This window comes from Stenotrophomonas sp. STK17_22 (genome assembly GCF_051983905.1).
Classification (GTDB): domain Bacteria; phylum Pseudomonadota; class Gammaproteobacteria; order Xanthomonadales; family Xanthomonadaceae; genus Stenotrophomonas; species Stenotrophomonas maltophilia_A.
This window is the reverse complement of the sequence record NZ_CP197010.1, coordinates 1,394,482-1,411,002: the sequence shown is the minus strand read 5'-3', so window position 1 is coordinate 1,411,002 and position 16,521 is coordinate 1,394,482. Positions and strand designations below refer to the sequence as shown.

14 protein-coding genes are annotated in these 16,521 nt (G+C 67.1%); 8 read left to right on the top strand and 6 right to left on the bottom strand.

Annotated features, from left to right (window positions below; genetic code table 11):
• Nucleotides 1-27: 27 nt before the first annotated feature.
• Nucleotides 28-1,191: a hypothetical protein gene (locus ACSYS9_RS06400; protein WP_071228466.1), complete on the bottom strand. Its 1,164-nt coding sequence runs from the start codon at nt 1,189-1,191 to the stop codon at nt 28-30.
• Between the two features lie 425 nt (nt 1,192-1,616).
• On the opposite strand from ACSYS9_RS06400, the gene ACSYS9_RS06395 reads away from it, so the two are divergent.
• From ACSYS9_RS06395 to ACSYS9_RS06385, 3 genes are all read left to right on the top strand, one after another.
• Nucleotides 1,617-3,095: a DNA-3-methyladenine glycosylase 2 family protein gene (locus tag ACSYS9_RS06395; RefSeq protein ID WP_071228467.1), complete on the top strand. Its 1,479-nt coding sequence runs from the start codon at nt 1,617-1,619 to the stop codon at nt 3,093-3,095.
• Complete coding sequence (locus ACSYS9_RS06390; protein ID WP_071228468.1) at nt 3,092-3,583, top strand: methylated-DNA--[protein]-cysteine S-methyltransferase; 492 nt, start codon at nt 3,092-3,094, stop codon at nt 3,581-3,583. Before ACSYS9_RS06395 ends, ACSYS9_RS06390 begins: the two co-directional genes overlap by 4 nt.
• A gap of 422 nt (nt 3,584-4,005) precedes the next feature.
• Entirely contained in the window at nt 4,006-5,256 is a 1,251-nt protein-coding gene (locus ACSYS9_RS06385) for an alkaline phosphatase family protein (protein ID WP_071228469.1), read from the top strand.
• A 99-nt stretch (nt 5,257-5,355) separates the two neighbouring features.
• Here ACSYS9_RS06385 and ACSYS9_RS06380 read toward each other — a convergent pair whose 3' ends face one another.
• Together ACSYS9_RS06380 and ACSYS9_RS06375 are read right to left on the bottom strand one after the other, a co-directional pair.
• Nucleotides 5,356-5,535 carry a 30S ribosomal protein THX gene (locus ACSYS9_RS06380; protein ID WP_004150462.1) on the bottom strand — a complete coding sequence of 60 codons (180 nt, stop codon included), beginning with the start codon at nt 5,533-5,535 and terminating at the stop codon, nt 5,356-5,358.
• 110 nt (nt 5,536-5,645) lie between these two features.
• Entirely contained in the window at nt 5,646-6,059 is a 414-nt protein-coding gene (locus ACSYS9_RS06375; protein ID WP_008264835.1) for a MerC domain-containing protein, read from the bottom strand.
• A gap of 136 nt (nt 6,060-6,195) precedes the next feature.
• Here ACSYS9_RS06375 and ACSYS9_RS06370 point away from each other — a divergent pair, with 136 nt between their 5' ends.
• The 5 genes from ACSYS9_RS06370 (at nt 6,196) to ACSYS9_RS06350 (ending at nt 12,775) form a co-directional block, all read left to right on the top strand.
• Nucleotides 6,196-8,406 (top strand): TonB-dependent receptor, encoded by a 2,211-nt coding sequence (locus ACSYS9_RS06370; protein ID WP_071228470.1) that lies wholly within the window; start codon nt 6,196-6,198, stop codon nt 8,404-8,406.
• Between the two features lie 229 nt (nt 8,407-8,635).
• Nucleotides 8,636-9,202, top strand: a complete 567-nt coding sequence (locus tag ACSYS9_RS06365) for a TetR/AcrR family transcriptional regulator (RefSeq protein ID WP_010483118.1) — start codon at nt 8,636-8,638, stop codon at nt 9,200-9,202.
• Complete coding sequence (locus ACSYS9_RS06360; RefSeq protein ID WP_071228471.1) at nt 9,202-10,875, top strand: MFS transporter; 1,674 nt, start codon at nt 9,202-9,204, stop codon at nt 10,873-10,875. The genes ACSYS9_RS06365 and ACSYS9_RS06360 overlap by 1 nt, the downstream gene beginning before the upstream one ends.
• Before the next feature lie 10 nt (nt 10,876-10,885).
• Nucleotides 10,886-12,046 carry an HlyD family secretion protein gene (locus tag ACSYS9_RS06355; protein ID WP_071228472.1) on the top strand — a complete coding sequence of 387 codons (1,161 nt, stop codon included), beginning with the start codon at nt 10,886-10,888 and terminating at the stop codon, nt 12,044-12,046.
• A gap of 75 nt (nt 12,047-12,121) precedes the next feature.
• Nucleotides 12,122-12,775, top strand: a complete 654-nt coding sequence (locus ACSYS9_RS06350) for a hypothetical protein (RefSeq protein ID WP_071228473.1) — start codon at nt 12,122-12,124, stop codon at nt 12,773-12,775.
• 32 nt (nt 12,776-12,807) lie between these two features.
• On the opposite strand, the gene ACSYS9_RS06345 is transcribed toward ACSYS9_RS06350, so the two are convergent.
• From ACSYS9_RS06345 to ACSYS9_RS06335, 3 genes are all read right to left on the bottom strand, one after another.
• Nucleotides 12,808-13,299 carry a Fur family transcriptional regulator gene (locus ACSYS9_RS06345; RefSeq protein ID WP_004150412.1) on the bottom strand — a complete coding sequence of 164 codons (492 nt, stop codon included), beginning with the start codon at nt 13,297-13,299 and terminating at the stop codon, nt 12,808-12,810.
• 34 nt (nt 13,300-13,333) lie between these two features.
• Nucleotides 13,334-14,737, bottom strand: coding sequence for a glutamate--tRNA ligase (gene gltX / locus ACSYS9_RS06340; protein ID WP_071228474.1), 1,404 nt, complete (start codon nt 14,735-14,737; stop codon nt 13,334-13,336).
• Nucleotides 14,738-14,890: 153 nt separating this feature from the next.
• Nucleotides 14,891-16,468, bottom strand: a complete 1,578-nt coding sequence (locus ACSYS9_RS06335; protein WP_071228475.1) for a M20/M25/M40 family metallo-hydrolase — start codon at nt 16,466-16,468, stop codon at nt 14,891-14,893.
• Nucleotides 16,469-16,521 lie beyond the last annotated feature (53 nt).

Sequence of the window (16,521 nt, the reverse complement as noted above, 5' to 3'; positions counted from 1 at the left end):
GTCTACGCCAGCGCGGTGAGCTGTTCGTCAGCGTGCGTGGGCGCTGCCTTCCACCGCTGCGGCATCGGCCTGCGCGGCAGGCGTGCCGGTGTCTGCTGGCGCCTGTTCGGCCACCGGCGGCGGCTCCGAAGGCGCAGGCGGCAGCGTTGCCACATCGATCTCCGACAGCGGGCTTTCTTCCGGGCACACCGCATCGGGGAAGCCGAAGCGCTGCTTCAGTGCCTGGCCGCAGCTGTTGATCGATTCCATGTCGGCGCCTTCGTGCTTGCACTGCTGGTCGAAAGCGATCAGGAACGCATCCTTGCGCTGCACGAAGTCATCGCCGCAGGCGCGCATCTGCTTGATCCGTTCCAGATCGTCCTGCACCGCGTTGGTGCCGTCCAGGCCGTACTGGCGCAGTTCGTCCGGCGTCAGCAGGCGCAGGCTGCGGTTGGGCACGGTCATCATCAGGTCGGCCACGCCCACCGCCACGCCGTTGCGCTGCAGGTAGTCCTTCACGTTGTCGTAGACCTCGTGCAGCTCGCGGTTGAGCTCGGCGCGCGAGGTGGCCTTGGAACTGATGCGCATCATGCGGTGGATGCCGACCTTGCCCGACAGCAGCCGGTTGTCACCGGCGGCCAGCACGAACACGCAGGCGCTGTGGCAGATCGAGCCCTCGCGCACCCAGATGGTCCAGCCCGATTCACCGATGCTGTCACCGGCGACGATCGCCGATTCCACCTGGCCGCCGCTGGAGTCCAGATCGAGGATGCGCTTGTGGATCTTCTGTTCATCGGCGACCACGGCAAGTCGCCACATCATTTCGGCGAAGCCCGGATTGATCTTGCCGGCGTAACGCACACGCATCAGGCCACGCTCGACACACGGCGCCAGGGCCTGGGCAATCTGCTCGCGCTGCAGGCCCTCCAGCTCGACGCCATCGCCCGCCTCACCGGCGTACTCGGTACTGCAGCTGACCCAGGCGCGGCCATTCTCCAACTGCGCCTGCGGCCAAGGCCGATCCGCCCGGCTGCGCGGCGGCGCCGGCGGTGGCGGCGCGTCAGCCGCATTGATCGACACCATGTTCTCGCCATCACTGGCCGGCGCACGCGCCGCCTTGTCGGCAGCGGTCACATTGCCCGGATTCTCCAACTGACTGCAGCCCGCCAGGGCCAGGCACAACAGGGGCAACCAGCGGAATTTGGCGGACATCGGGCAACCGGGATTCATGGGAGCAAGAGCCACAGTCTACCCGCCCAGGCCGCGCATTCAGCGCGTGGCACTGAACCCCTTCTGACCCTTGGGAAAAAGCGTGTCGACCAAGGTCGACACCTACCAACAGCAAAAGCGTGCGGACCAACGGTCGGCACCCACCAACTGCAGCGACCAACTGTCAGAGGTGGGGCGGTGTGGGCTGACAGGACCGTTGGCGCCATGGATGGCGCCATCGAGCCCCCATGGACGGGTTTACGGCGTGTCCTGACAGCCCACACCGCCCCGCCATCCCACGGACTGCCAGCTTTTGATTGAGACGTTGACGTTGCGGGTGCAGGGCTGCAAGCCCTGCCAGAACCCCCTCCAACATCCATGTCCGAATCCGGCGAGTATCCCCGCCCGCACACGCCTAGACTGGCGCCATGGACACCGCCCTCGCCCTCGACACCGCCGCCTGCGACCGCGCCCGCCTGGCCCGCGACGCACGCTTCGACGGCGTGTTCTTCACCGCCGTGCGCAGCACCGGCATCTATTGCCGCCCCGTGTGCCCGGCACCGCCACCGAAGCCGCGCAACATCACTTACTACCCGACCGCGGCCGCGGCTGCGGCAGCCGGTTACCGCCCGTGCCTGCGCTGCCGCCCCGAGCTGGCACCGCAGGCGCAGCAGGCATTGGCCGGGCAGACCGTGCAGCGCGCACTGGCCCTGATCCATGGCGGCTTCCTGCAGGAGCAGCCCGTCGCGGACCTCGCAGTGAAGATCGGCCTCAGCGCGCGCCAGCTGCAGCGCCTGTTCGTTGAACATCTGGGCGCAACGCCAGGGCAGATCCACGCCACCCATCGGCTGCTGCTGGCCAAGCAGCTGCTGACCGAGACCACGCTGCCGGTGACCGACGTCGCACTGGCCGCCGGCTACAACAGCCTGCGTCGTTTCAACACGGCCTTCCTGCAGGGCTGCGGCATGGCGCCGACCGCACTGCGTCGCCAGCACCAGCCGCTGGCCGCCGACGATGGCTGCCTGGTACTGCGTCTGGCATACCGGCCACCGCTGGATTTCCCGCGCATGCTGGCCTTCCTGCGCAAGCGCAGCCTGCCCGGCATCGAGCTGATCGGCGAAGACAGCTACCAGCGCGTGCTCGGCACGCCGGAGCGCCCCACCCTGCTGCGCGTCACCGCCGACCCGAAGCGCCCGGAACTGCGCCTGCAGCTGGGCGCGGTCGATCCGCGCCTGATCCCCGACATCGTTCGCCGCGTGCGTCGCGTGTTCGATCTGGATGCCGACCTGCAGCAGGTCCACGCCGCACTGGATGAGGAACCCTTGCTGGCGCGTGGCATCGCCGAGCGCCCCGGCCTGCGCGTACCCGGCGGCTGGGACGGCTTCGAGGTCGGCGTGCGCGCCGTACTCGGCCAGCAGGTCACAGTTGCCGCAGCCACGACCTTTGCGCGGCGACTGGTCGATGCTTATGGCGCGCACCTGCCGGGCATGCCGTCGGAATTCGATCGCCAGTTCCCCGCCCCCGAGGTGCTGGCTGGGGCGCCGCTGGAATCGATCGGCCTGCCGCGCAGCCGCGCCGCCACCGTACGCGCACTGGCCGCCGCCTGCGCCAGCGGCCAGCTCGACTTCGAGCCCGGTCAGGCATTGGAGGAATTCGTTGCGCGCTGCGTGGCACTGCCCGGCATCGGTCCGTGGACCGCGCAGTACATCGCCTTGCGTGGCCTCGGCCAGCCCGATGCCTTCCCTGCCGGCGACCTGGTGCTGCAGCAGGTCCTCGGCCACGCACAGGGCCAGCGCCTGAGCGAACGCGCGACCGAAGCGCGCTCGCAACCCTGGCGGCCGTGGCGCGCCTATGCCGTGCTGCACCTGTGGCACCTGTCCGGCACTTTCGTTGGAGAACCGACATGACCCTGTTGTTCGATCGTTTCGACAGCCCGATCGGCGTGCTGACCATCGCCGGTGACGAGCGTGGCCTGTCCCATGTGCTGTTCACGAAGAACCGCCACCCGGCGCGCGGGCGCGACGACTGGCACTACGCGCCGGATGCACTGCCCGAAGCGCGCGAACAGCTGCTGCAGTTCCTGCACGGTGAACGCTGCAGCTTCGACCTGGAGCTGGCGCCACGCGGCACGCCGTTCCAGCTGCGGGTGTGGCAAGCGCTGGCGTTGATTCCGTTCGGCGAGACCTGGAGTTACCTGCAGCTGGCCCAGCACCTGGGGCAGCCCAGCGCGACCCGCGCGGTGGGCGCGGCCAATGGCCGCAATCCACTGCCGATCATCCTGCCCTGCCATCGCGTGATCGGCAGCAACGGGGCACTGACCGGCTTCGGCGGTGGCCTGGAAACCAAGGCCGCGCTGCTGCGACTGGAACAACGCCAGGCCCCGCTGTTCGCCTGAGAGGGCTGGCCGGGCTGCGCCCGGCACCCGCAGAGGCTAGAGCAACAGCAACAGCGGGCTTCCTGCGCGGAGGCGGGGTGGGTCCGGTTGCAGGGGACGCTGCAAGTACGTCCCTGTAAGCTCGGTCGCGCCATCCATGGCGCTCACGCCCCTGCAACCGGACCCACCCCGCCTTCGACAGGTTCCTGCGATCTGTCGGGACGGCGCACTACGCGGCTGCTGGTAGGTGTCGACCTTGGTCGACACGGTAGATCCACGCCATGCATGGATGGAAGCATCAGGAACATGTCTGGAGAAAAGCCCCCTTCTTGTTGAAGGGGGCGCGCCGACAGGCGCGGGGATAAGGAAAAATGCGCGGACACGCTGCGCCCTTCGGGGCAGCGTGTCTTGGGCGCGTCATTGCACCGGCTTATCATGGGCGGATGACTTCCGTACGCCTGACCTGCGCGCTGGCGCTGCTGCTGCCATTGGCCGCCTGCACCACCGCGCCCGCCCCTTCCGCCTCCGCTCCCACCGCTGTCGCTGCGGCTGCGCCGCCGAAGCTGCTGCTGATCTCGATCGACGGACTGCGCGCCGATGCGCTGGACCGCGGCCTGACCCCGAACCTGCAGCGCCTGATCGACGGCGGTGTGCGTGCACGCTGGATGACCCCGTCCTATCCGTCGCTGACCTTCCCCAACCACTACACCATCGTCACCGGCCTGCGCCCGGACCACCACGGCATCGTCAACAACAGCATGGACGATGAAGCCCTAGGGCGGTTCGAGCTGAGCAACCGTGAGGCGGTCACCACCAGCGGCTGGTGGGGCGGCGAACCGATCTGGGTCGGCGCCGAGAACGCCGGGGTGCGTTCGGCCACCACCTCGTGGCCGGGCAGTGAATCGGAAATCCGTGGTGTGCGCCCAAGCCAATGGCGCGTGTACGACGGCAAGGAACCACTGGAGCAGCGCGCCGGCATCGTGCTGGACTGGCTTGCACAGACCGATGCCGATGCCCCCCGCCTGACCACGCTGTACATGGAGCACGTGGACAAGGCCGGCCACAACTACGGCCCCGAATCGAAGCAGTACGCCGACGCCATCGTGCGCGCCGACCAGATCGTCGGCCTGGTGCTCGATGGACTGCAGCAGCGCGGCCTGGCCGCGACCACCAACGTGATCGTGGTCTCCGACCATGGCATGGCCAGCGTCCCGGTCGGCCAGGTGATCTCCACCGAATCAATGGTCGACCCGGCCATCGCACGCAATGTCAGCCAGGGCCAGTCGGTGGGCTTCGCGCCGGTGGCCGGTCGTGAGGCGGAGGCCGAACGTGCCCTGCTCGGCCGCCACGCGCACTATGAGTGCTGGAAGAAGGAGAACCTGCCGGCACGCTGGCACTACGGCACCCATCCGCGCATTCCGGCCATCATCTGCAACATGGATGAAGGCTGGGACGCGCTGCACCAGCAGAAGCTCGCCAAGCGCGTCCACCAGGACCGGGGCTCGCACGGTTACGACAATGCCCTGCCGTCGATGCGTGCGGTGTTCGTGGCCAGCGGCCCGTCGTTCCGCCAGGGCCTGGTGATCGACGGCTTCGACAATGTCGACGTCTACCCGCTGCTGGCCCACCTGCTGCAGGTGCCGGCCGCGCCGAACGACGGCAATGCGGAGACGCTGAAGAAGACGCTGCGCTGATCCGTTTGCAGGGCCGAGACCATGCTCGGCTCGCCGGACAGGCATAAAAAAACGCGGCGCCAGGCGCCGCGTTTTCCTTGGACCGGTCGGTCGGCCGGATCAGGCCTTGGCGACGGCCTTCTTCGCCACAGCCTTCTTCGCCGGAGCCTTGGCCACGGTCTTCTTGGCAACCGGGGCGGCGGCGCCTACGGCGACCTTGCTCGCGGTGTGCGAACGGGCGTTGCCGTAGCTGGCGTTGTAGCGCTTGCCCTTGGCGGTCTTGCGGTCACCCTTACCCATGTCTTCAACTCCTCAAGTGTGAAATCTGGTTACCCCGTACTGACACGGGTTCGGCGGGGCCGCCTTGCTGGGCGCCCCCGCGCACGATCGAAAATCCTATCACGGAGCGCCTAGTGCGCGCAGCTGGCGTCGTGCACGTGACCGTGGTTGAGGCGCAGGTTGACCAGATGGGCGACCCCCACCAGCAGGCCGCCGATGGTCATCACCACCGCGTGTGGCACCGCATTGTGATGCAGCGGGTCGTACAGCACGCCGGCCCACAACGCGACCAGGCCGGGAATCAGGAAGCCCAGCGCACGCAGCGCACCGTGCCGGCGGTAGCCCCAGACCAGGCTGAACAATCCGAGCAGGGTGACGAACACCACCAGCGCCTGTTCCACCCCATCGCTCAGCCAGAACGACAGGCCCAGCGACGGCGCCGCGGCCAGCAGCACGGGGATCACCGCGCAGTGCACCGCGCACAGCATCGAACCGGTGGCGCCGAAACGGTCTAGCAGGTGGCGCAGGCGTGAGGACAGGGACATGACTTCCAGCAGGGTCGGCGAATCGTTATGGAATAATATAACATCTGTTCCCGACCCGCACGGTTTCCCTCCCCCTGTCCCGCTGACGGGAAACGTGCGCCCAGCGATTGATACACTGTAACAAAGGACCCGCTCCATGCCCGCCCACACCCCGCGGTTGAAGCCGCATTCCCTCGCTCTGGCCCTCGCCGCCCTGCTGCCTTCGGTTGCCTTTGCCGCCGGCGATGACAGCGCTCATCGTGACCGCCACCTGACTGAACTGTCGTCGGTGCAGGTCACCGCGTCGCCACTGCAGGGCGATGCCGAATCGCTGGCGCGCCCGGTGGAGGTACTGGCCGGCGAACGCCTGGACGAGCAGAAGGCCGGCACCCTCGGCGATACCGTGGCAAAGCTGCCGGGCGTGCAGAGCACGTTCTTCGGCCCTGGCGTCGGCCGCCCGATCATCCGCGGCCAGGAAGGCCCGCGCGTGGCCGTGCTGTCCAACGGCATGGGCAACATGGATGCGTCCACGGTCAGTGCCGACCATGCCACCAGCATCGAGCCGTTCCTGGCCGACCAGATCGAAGTGCTGAAGGGCCCGGCCACGCTGCTGTTCGGCAGTGGCGCCATCGGTGGCGCGGTCAATGTGGTGGATGGCCGCATCGCCCGCGAGCTGCCGGAGCGCCCGCTCAGCGGCCGCGCCGAGCTGCGCGGCAATTCGGTGAACAACGAACGCAGCGGCATGTTCCGCCTCGATGGTGTCAGCGGCAATGTCGTGCTGCACGTGGATGGTCTGGTGCGCAATGGCGACGACTACCGCATTCCCGGCTACGCGGTGATCGACAGTCTTGAAGACCACCATGACCACGATCACGACCATGATCACGATGCAGCCGAGGGCGAGGAACCGCGCCGCGGCCGCCTGGACAACAGTTCGATCCGTACCCGCGCCGGCGGCGTCGGCGCAACGTGGCTGGGCGACGGCGGCTACTTCGGCGTATCCGCCAGCACCTATCGCACCAACTACGGCATTCCCAATGGTGCGCACGTGCATGCCGATGGCAATGATCATGGCCATGACCACGGCCACGACCATGGCGATGAAGAGGAAGGCGGCGACGAGCATGACGTGCGCATCGACATGGTGCAGAACCGCTTCGAGACCAAGGCCGGCATCTACAACCCGGTCTCGTTCCTGAAGAACATCAATGCACGCGTGGCCTACACCGACTACGAACACGTGGAGCTGGAAGCCGGCACGCCGTCCACCCGCTTCACCAACCGTGGCATCGAGGCGCGCCTGGAAGCGGTGCAGCAGCAGATCGGCGGCTGGGACGGCGCCTTCGGCCTGCAGTTCGGCAACAGTGATTTCGGTGCCAAGGGCGAAGAGGCGTTCGTTCCGGATACCGGCACGAAGAACATCGGCCTGTTCGTACTGCAGGAAAAGCAGTTCGGCCCGTTCAAGCTGGAACTGGGCGGCCGCCACGACCAGGTCAAGCTGGACCCGACCGGTGACTATCGCCGCCGCACCTTCGGCGCCACCAACCTGTCTGCGGCCGGCATCTGGAAGCTCAACGATGCCGTTGACCTGCGCATCGGCGTGGACAGCTCCGAGCGTGCACCGACCAACGAAGAGCTGTATGCCGCCGGCGCACACATCGCCACCCGCTCGCTGGAAATCGGCGACGCCAACCTGAAGACCGAGCGCGGCCAGCGCGTGGAACTGGGTATCCACACCCACAGCGAACGCCTGGACTTCTCCGCGTCGATCTACCAGACCAGGTTCAAGGACTTCATCTACCTGGCCGACACCGGCGTTACCGAGGGTCTGCCGGTCCGCGCCTGGACGCAGCAGGATGCGGTGTTCCGCGGTGCCGAAGCCGAAGCGCTGGTGCACCTGTTCGAAGGTGGCGCCGGTGACTGGGATCTGCGCCTGTTCGGCGACTACGTGAAGGCCAAGCTGGATGGCAGCGGCAGCCGCAACCTCGACATCGCCGTGCCGCATGGCGACCACAACCACAACTACTCGGTGGAGCTGGCCAACACCGGCTACCTGCCGCGCATCGCCCCGGCCCGCGTCGGCGCCGACCTGCGCTGGTCGAAGGACGGCTGGCGCGCCTCGGTCGGTGCGGTCCGCTACAGCCGCCAGAAGGATGTCGCCCAGAACGAAGCGCCGAGCGACGGCTACACCCTGGTCGACGCGCATCTGGCCTACCGCTGGGATCGCAACGCGAGCAACAGCTACGAGGTGTTCCTGGATGGCAGCAACCTGACCAACCGCGAAGTGCGTCCGCATACCTCGCTGCTGCGTGATTACTCGCCGCTGCCGGGCCGTGGTGTCGCATTCGGCATCCGCGCGTTCTTCTGATCGCGTAGTGGAGTCGGATCCCATTCCAGAGGAATGGGTTCTGACCCCAGCCTCAGCCCACGCATGGCGTGGATCCAATGCAAGCAGATCCGATGGGGGCCTTCTGGCCCCCATCTCTTTGTGCAGCATCCATCACGCATTCGTCACAAAGATGTGCGTACCACAACAAGCGGACAATCCCGTCACTCAAAGTCTCGCCAATCGGACACTTTTGTCCGAAAATAATTCCATGACTGCCCAACGTGCCGATGCTGCTGCCCGCCGTGCCCTCATCCTCGACGCCGCCGATCATGTGTTCGGCCAACACGGTGTCACCGCCCCGCTGGACCTGGTGGTCGAACGCGCCCAGGTGGGCCGCGCCACCTTGTACCGCAACTTCCCCGACCGCACCGCGCTGATCCAGGCACTGCTGCAACGTACGGTCGACCGTATCCGGCGCCAGGTCGAGCAGCTCGGCGACCGCGACGATGCCCTGTTCGAGGTGTTCGAAGGCATGGCCCAGCGCATCATCGATTCGCCGGCATTGGCCGATTACTGGCGGGCGGTGGATTCGGACGTGCCAGCCATGCGCACCGCGCGCGAGACCGTGCGCGATCTGCTGGAAGCACCGATCGCCCGTGCCAAGGCCGCCGGACTGTGCCGTGCCGACCTGGAGAAGACGGACATTTCACTGATCTCGGGCATGCTGGGCGCAGCCCTGCGCGGCAAGACCCGCGACGAGCGCGCCCACCTGGCCGGGCGTGCCCTGCAGCTGCTGCGCGGGGGTCTCCAGGGAGCAACCAGCGAGGCCCGCTGATGGTCCAGCCGTATCTGAAGCCGGTTCCGGATTGGGAGGAGCACGAGAAGCCGACCATGCCCGGTTCGGCGTCGATGCCCTGGCACCCACCGTATCGACGCGTGGCCTATGCACTGGTGTCGCTGCTGGTGGCGATCACCGGTGGCCTCGGCAATGCGCTGGTCACCGCCAACCTGCCCTTCCTGCAGGGCCAGCTGGCACTCACCCCGACCCAGGGCAGCTGGCTGGTGGCGGCCTATGCAATGGTCAACGTCACGGCCAACCTGCTGGCCTTCAAGTTCCGCCAGCAGTACGGCATCCGCCTGTTCGCCGAGATCGGGCTGGGCCTGTACGCGGCGCTGGCGGTACTGCACCTGTTCGTCGGCAGCTTCGAGACCACGATGCTGACCCGCGCCGCCAGCGGCTTCGCGGGTGCGGCCTGTTCGACACTGGGCACGCTGTACATGCTGCAGGCGCTGCCGCGCCGCTTTACCGGCAATCTGCTGGTGGTCGGCGTCGGCCTTTCGCAGCTGGCGGTGCCGATCGCCTGGATCGTTTCACCAGGCCTGGTCGATACCGGCCAATGGCACCAGCTCTACTCATTCGAAGCCGGGCTGGCACTGTGCGCGTTCGCGGCAGTGGTGGTGCTGAAGCTGCCGCCCGGCATCCAGGTGAAGGCGTTCGAACCGCTGGACTTCCTCACGTTCGCCCTGCTTGCACCGGCCGTCGCACTGCTGGTGATCGTGCTGGCGCAGGGCTACACCCGCTGGTGGCTCAACACGCCATGGCTGGGCTGGGCGCTGGTCGCCTCGATCGTGCTCTCCACCACTGCCTTCATCATCGAACACTACCGGCGCAATCCACTGCTGCAGATCCGCTGGCTGTCGAAGCTGCCGGTGCTGCACTTCATCGTCGGCGCGTTCCTGATCCGCTTCCTGACCACCGAGCAGTCCTATGGCGTGGTCAACCTGATGCGCACGCTGGGCATGGGCCCGGACCAGATGCGCCCGCTGTTCGTAGTGATCCTCGCGGGCGTGGTCACCGGCATCGCGGGTGCCTCGCTGACCTTCGGCCCGAAGCGGCTGATCGCGCAGCTGCTGATGGCGATCCTGCTGCTCGGCGCTGCCGCCTTCTTCGATCAGCACCGCACCAGCATGGATCGACCGCACGATTTCTATGTCAGCCAGTTCCTGGCCTCGGTCGGTGCCGGCATGTTCATGGGCCCGTTGATCATGCTCGGCATTTCCGCGGCGCTGAAGCAGGGTGTGGACCACATGATCACCTTCCTGGTGACGCTGTCGATCACACAGACGCTGGGCGGCCTGGCCGGTTCGGCGGTGCTGGGTACCTTCCAGCTGCACCGCGAGCAGCTGTACTCCAGTGCATTGACCAGCCAGCTCGACCCGGCCGACCCGGTGGTGGCACAACGCCTGCGCCTCCAGCAGCAGCTGTACAGCGCACAGATCACCGACCCGGTGCTGCGCAGCGCGCAGGGCAGCGCGCAGCTGGCGCAGACCACGCGCCGCGAAGCCAACGTGCGTGGCTTCAATGATGTGTTCACGCTGAGCGGTTGGCTGGCGATCGGCTTCCTGGGCTGGTTGCTGCTGCTGTCGCTGCGCACCGCCGTGCTCAAGCAATGGCGCAAGCGCCACCCCACTTCCCCCGCTGCGGCCACGCCGGCCGCGCCCCGCTGAGTCCTCCTCCATGCCTCCCGCCCCGCCCCGCCCCGACGACATCGACGCCGACAACGTCACTCCACCGCCGCCGACCGATGCGGCGCCTGCGCCCACGCCGGCGGCACCGGCTGCCGCGCCGAAGTACCTCAAGCCCAGCGCGCGCAGCGTGGTGGTGATGGTGGTGGTCGCCTTGCTGGGCATTGCGCTGATCCTGCGCGCCTGGCACCTGTGGCCGTTCACCAGCAGCGTGATGGTGACCGACAACGCCTATGTGCGCGGGCAGATCACGGTGATGGCGCCACAGGTGAACGGTTACGTGACCGAAGTGCTGGTGAAGGACTTCCAGCACGTGAGGGAGGGCGAGCCGCTGCTGCGCATCGATGACCGCATCTACACGCAGCGTGTCGCCCAGGCGCAGGCGACGCTGGACAGCGCACGTGCGGCACTGGCCAACTCGGACCAGTCGCAGGCGCAGAACCGTGCGCAAATCGCCTCCGCACACGCCACATTGTCGGCCGGCCAGGCCGAGCTGCAACGCTCGCGCAACGAGCTGAAGCGCTACGAGGAACTGGCCGCGCAGCAACTGGTGTCGGTCAACGACCGCGACAAGTTCCGCACCACCCAGGCCTCGGCACAGGCCAGCGTGCAGCAGTCGCAGGCGCAGATCCGCATCGCCGAGGAAACGCTGGTGTCGACCCAGGTGGCGCGCAAGAGCCTGGAGGCCCAGGTGGAAAGTGCACAGGCACAACTGGAACTGGCGCGCATCGACCTGGCCAACACGGTGATCCACGCACCGCGCGACGGCCAGATCAGCGAAGCCAGCGTGCGCGTGGGCCAGTACGTCGCCGCCGGTTCGCAGCTGCTGTTCTTGGTGCCTGAAACGCTATGGGTGGTGGCCAACTACAAGGAAGGCCAGACCTGGGGCATGGCGATCGGTCAGCCGGCCACGTTCTCGGTGGACGCGTTCCAGGGCCAGGTGCTGCGCGGCCGCGTGCAGGAGATCGCACCCGCCACAGGTTCGGAGTTCAGCGTGCTGCGCCCGGACAACGCCAGCGGCAACTTCACCAAGGTGGTGCAGCGGCTGCCGGTGCGGATATCGATCAATGAAGGCCAGCAGCTGGCCGCGCAGCTGCGGCCCGGCATGTCAGTGATCGTGCGGGTGGATACGCGGTCCAAGCCGATGGACTAGGGTGCAGGCTGCTGACTGCCTTCACCCCATTGATCCGCTACCGTTACGGATCTGGATCAGGATCACTGGAAGACGATGAAATTCACGACACTGGCCAGGCGGGCGGCCAAGGACACGCTGGAAGCGGAAGATCTAATCGCCTTCGTGCAAGAGCACGGCGCCGAAGGTGGCGAGGAAATTGAGCGGCTGCGGATACTGCACGGTTGGCCGGATGATGGCCTGCTGGGCGATGGTAACCGGGTCGTACCGTTCGGCGGCTGGGCCAAGGCCTGCACCGCCTGGGGACGCCAGGGCGTGGAAGGCCTGCGCGATATGCTGTGTGACCCCCAGCTGGCAGTGTTCGCGCTCGGCACACTGGCCGATGTGGGTGGCCCCGCCGCCATTGCCATCCTGCTGGACTTTGCCGAACGCGCTGACTGGTCGCGTGCGGGCACACCGCGTGATCTGCCCTGCCAGGCGCTTTACTGCCTCAATACCGCGCTTTCGGGGAAGACCGGCGTTGAGGTTACACCCGGCATGCAGGCGTCGATGCTGCGTATCGCCAAGCTCATCTGGGACGCCAGGGTGCCCAATGTGCATTTCCTGGCGCAGGCACTGTATTTCGTGCGCCGTGCCGACCCGGTACCAGCGCTCGCCTGGGTCGAGCAGTTGCGGGTGGACGACCCTGTGCTGGTCGACGCACAGCGCAGCGTCCTGAAGCGTCTGAAAGAGCACGCCGCCCGGGACTGAGCGTGCAGCTCAGTCCGGGTACGCGCCGCGACTCAGCCCGCGCAGCGCGCGCAGAGGCCGTGCACTTCCAGGGTCTGCGCCTGCGGCTGGAAGCCCAGCTCCTTGGCGCGCTTCTCCAACTGGGTGACGATCTCGCGGTCTTCCAGCTCCACCGCGCTGTGGCAGCTGTTGCAGATCAGGAACGGCACCGAGTGCGCGGCACTGCTGGGATGGTGGCAGGCCACGAAGGCATTGACCGATTCCAGCTTGTGCACGAAGCCATTGGCCATCAGGAAGTCCAGCGCACGGTAAACGGTGGGCGGGGCATCAGCGCCCACGCCCTTGCCGTTGCGCACCCATTCCAGCAGCTCGTAGGCCTTGACCGGCTTGCCGGCCTCGGCGATCAGCTTCAGCACGTTGGCGCGGATCGGGGTCAGGCGCAGCCCGCGTTCGCGCGAGACACGCTCGACCACCGCCACGAAATCCGACGCGTCGTGGACGTGGTGGTGCGGGGCGGTGCAGGCAGTGGCGGTCTTGGCGGGCATGCGTGTTCTCCGGTTCGGGCCTGGCAAGGATGCCTCAGGCCGTTGCTACCTTGGTGATGGCCACATCAATGCGTTTCAAGGCCTGCTCGCGGCCGGCCAGGTACACGGTATGGGAAATGTCAGGACTGACCTGGGTGCCGGTGATGGCCACGCGCAGCGGCTGGGCGACCTTGCCCATGCCGATTTCCAACGCCGCGGCCGCGTCGTGCAGGGCGACGCCCACCGACTCGGCGGTCCATTCCGGCAGGGCGACCAGCAGCTCGCGGGCCTTGCCCAGCGCCACCTCGGCACCGGCCTTGAAGTGCTTGGCCACCGCCGCTTCGTCGTACTCGGTCAGCGGCTGGTACCAGACCACGGCCTTCTCGGCCATTTCCTTCAGGGTCTGCACGCGTTCACGCAGGGCGATCACCACATCCTCCGGGGCGGGGCCGGCGGCCACGTCCAGGCCCAGCTTCTGCAGCTGGTAGACCAGGTGCGGCACGATCGCGGCCACGTCCTCGGTCTTCAGGAAGTGCTGGTTGACCCAGCCCAGCTTGGCCATGTCCAGACGCGAGGCCTTGGAATTGCAGTCCTTCACGTCGAACAGGTCGATCAGCTCCTGGCGGCTGAACAGCTCCTGGTCACCGTGCGACCAGCCCAGGCGGGCCAGGTAGCTCAGCAGCGCGTCCGGCAGGTAGCCGGCGTCCTTGTACTGCATCACGTCGGCCGCGCCGGTGCGCTTGGACAGCTTGGCGCCCTGCTCGTCGAGGATCATCGGCATGTGGCCGAACTTCGGCACCGGCGCGCCGATGCCTTCGTACAGGTTGATCTGGCGCGGGGTGTTGTTGATGTGGTCATCGCCGCGGATGACCTCGGTGATGCCCATGTCCCAGTCGTCCACCACCACCGCGAAGTTGTAGGTGGGGTAGCCGTCCGGGCGGAAGATGACCATGTCATCCAGCTCGCTGTTGGCGATCTCGATGCGGCCCTTGATCAGGTCGTCGAACACCACCGTGCCTTCCAGCGGGTTCTTGAAGCGGATGACGCGGTTCGGGTCGTCCTTGCGCGGCAGGCCCAGTTCGCGTGCAGCGCCGTTGTAGCGCGGCTTCTCCTGCCTGGCCATGGCGGCCTCGCGCATCGCGTCCAGCTCTTCGCGGGTTTCGTAGGCGTAGTAGGCCTTGCCGTCGGCCACCAGCTGCTCGGCCACTTCCAGGTAACGGGCGACGCGGTCGGTCTGGTAGATCGGGCCTTCGTCATAGTCCAGGCCCAGCCACTCCATCGCCTCCAGGATCGCGTCGATCGCGCCCTGGGTGCTGCGTTCACGGTCGGTGTCCTCGATGCGCAGCACGAACTCGCCGCCACGGTGGCGGGCCTCCAGCCAGCAGTACAGCGCGGTGCGGGCACCGCCGATGTGCAGGTAACCGGTGGGGCTGGGGGCGAAGCGGGTGCGGCAGGTCATGGACGGCTCGAGGAACGGGAATCCCCCGATTTTACCAGCCCACCGCCCCCTACGGAAAAAGGGGACGGAGGGGATTAAGTCGCGATTGCCCAGCCGCTGGGCCTGTAACCGGGAAACGGAGGGGAGAAACGACTTAATCCCCTCCGTCCCCTTTTACGGTTCTACCTTGCGGGGGAAGGACTGCTCGCGCATCGCGGCGTTGTAGGCGAACGAGGCGACGATGGCTGCGGCCTGCTTCAGGTCTTCCGGTTCGGCGTGGTCCCAGGTGTCCAGGTGGCTGTGGTGGACGTTGGTGAAGTAGTCCAGCCGGTCCTGGATGAACTGGAAGCCCGGCAGGCCGATGCGGTCGAAGCTGATGTGGTCGGTGCTGCCGGTGTTGCGGGTGGCCACGGTGGTGGCGCCCACGTCATGGAACGGGGCCAGCCAGGCTTCGAAGATCGGCATCGCCGCCAGGTTTTCCTGTGCATAGATGCCACGGAAGCGGCCCGAGCCGTTGTCCATGTTGAAGTAGACCTGGAACTTGCCGTAGTCGCGGGTCTTCTGCAGCGCGCCGGTCGGCTCGCGCAGCGAGGCCGGCAGCGCCTTCTGCGCCGGGTCGGTGGGTTCCGGGAAACGGCCGAAGTGCTTGGCCACATAGGCCTGCGAGCCGATCAGGCCCTGCTCCTCGCCGCTCCACAGCGCCACCCGGATGGTGCGCTTGGGCTTGGCGCCGGTGGCCTTGAGGATGCGCATCGCTTCCATCATCACCGCCACGCCGGCCGCGTTGTCGGCCGCACCGGTACCGCTGTGCCAGGAATCCAGGTGCGCGCCGATCATCACCACTTCATCGGGCCTGCTGCTGCCACGGATCTCGGCCAGCGTGTTGTAACCCGGCTGGTCGGCCTCGTCGGTGAAGCGCGCAGCCACATCCACGCGCAGGCGCACTGTCTGCTTGGCCTCCAGCGCGCGCACCAGCGGATTGAAGTGCTCGCTGATCATCGCCAGTTCGGGAATGCCCACCGACTCACCGGCCTTGCGCGAGCCGCCGCCGGCAACGCGGATGATGCCGTTGTCCCAGCTGCTGATGCTGATCGAGGCCAGCGCGCCTTCTTCAACGAAGAACGCATTGACCTTGGTCGCCAGCTGCTGGCGTTCCTGGTACTCCTTGACCCGCTTGGCACGCTCGGCGGTGGCGTCCTTGTCCTTGGGCAGGGTGAACTCCTGCAGGCCTTCCAGCGAGGTGGCGTCGTGGCGGTGCGAATCCGCCTCGGTGCCGCGCTTGTATTCGCGCGCCTCGCCGAGCAGCAGGATCTTGCCGCGCAGCTTGCCGCGGTACTTCTCGATGTCTTCGGGCTTCTTGATCTCGACCTGCACCAGTTCGCCTTCAACCGGTCCCTCGGTGCCCGGCGTCCACGCCTTCGGCAGTGCATGCAGCGGCTGTACACGGTCCCCCAGCATCTCCACGCTGGCCGAGGTGAACTCCCAGCCGCGCCCGAAGTCGTCGAAGGCTTCGTCGTGGACGTTGTCCAGCTTCCATTCGTTGAACTTGCCGCGGGTCCAGGCATTGGCGCGGCCCATCGCCGGCGAGTTGGTCAGTCGCGGGCCGATGCGTTCGGTGAGGTAGCTGAAGGTGTCCATCACCTGCGAACGGTGGAAGGCCTCCTGGCGGATGCGGCTGACCATGTCCAGGTCCACCGGCTCGCGCTGCTGCGCGCCTGCATTGCCACCCATCGCCAGCGCTGCGGCCAGCATGCCCCACTTCAACACATCGCACCCCTGCCCTTCGGCTCGATCATCAACCCATC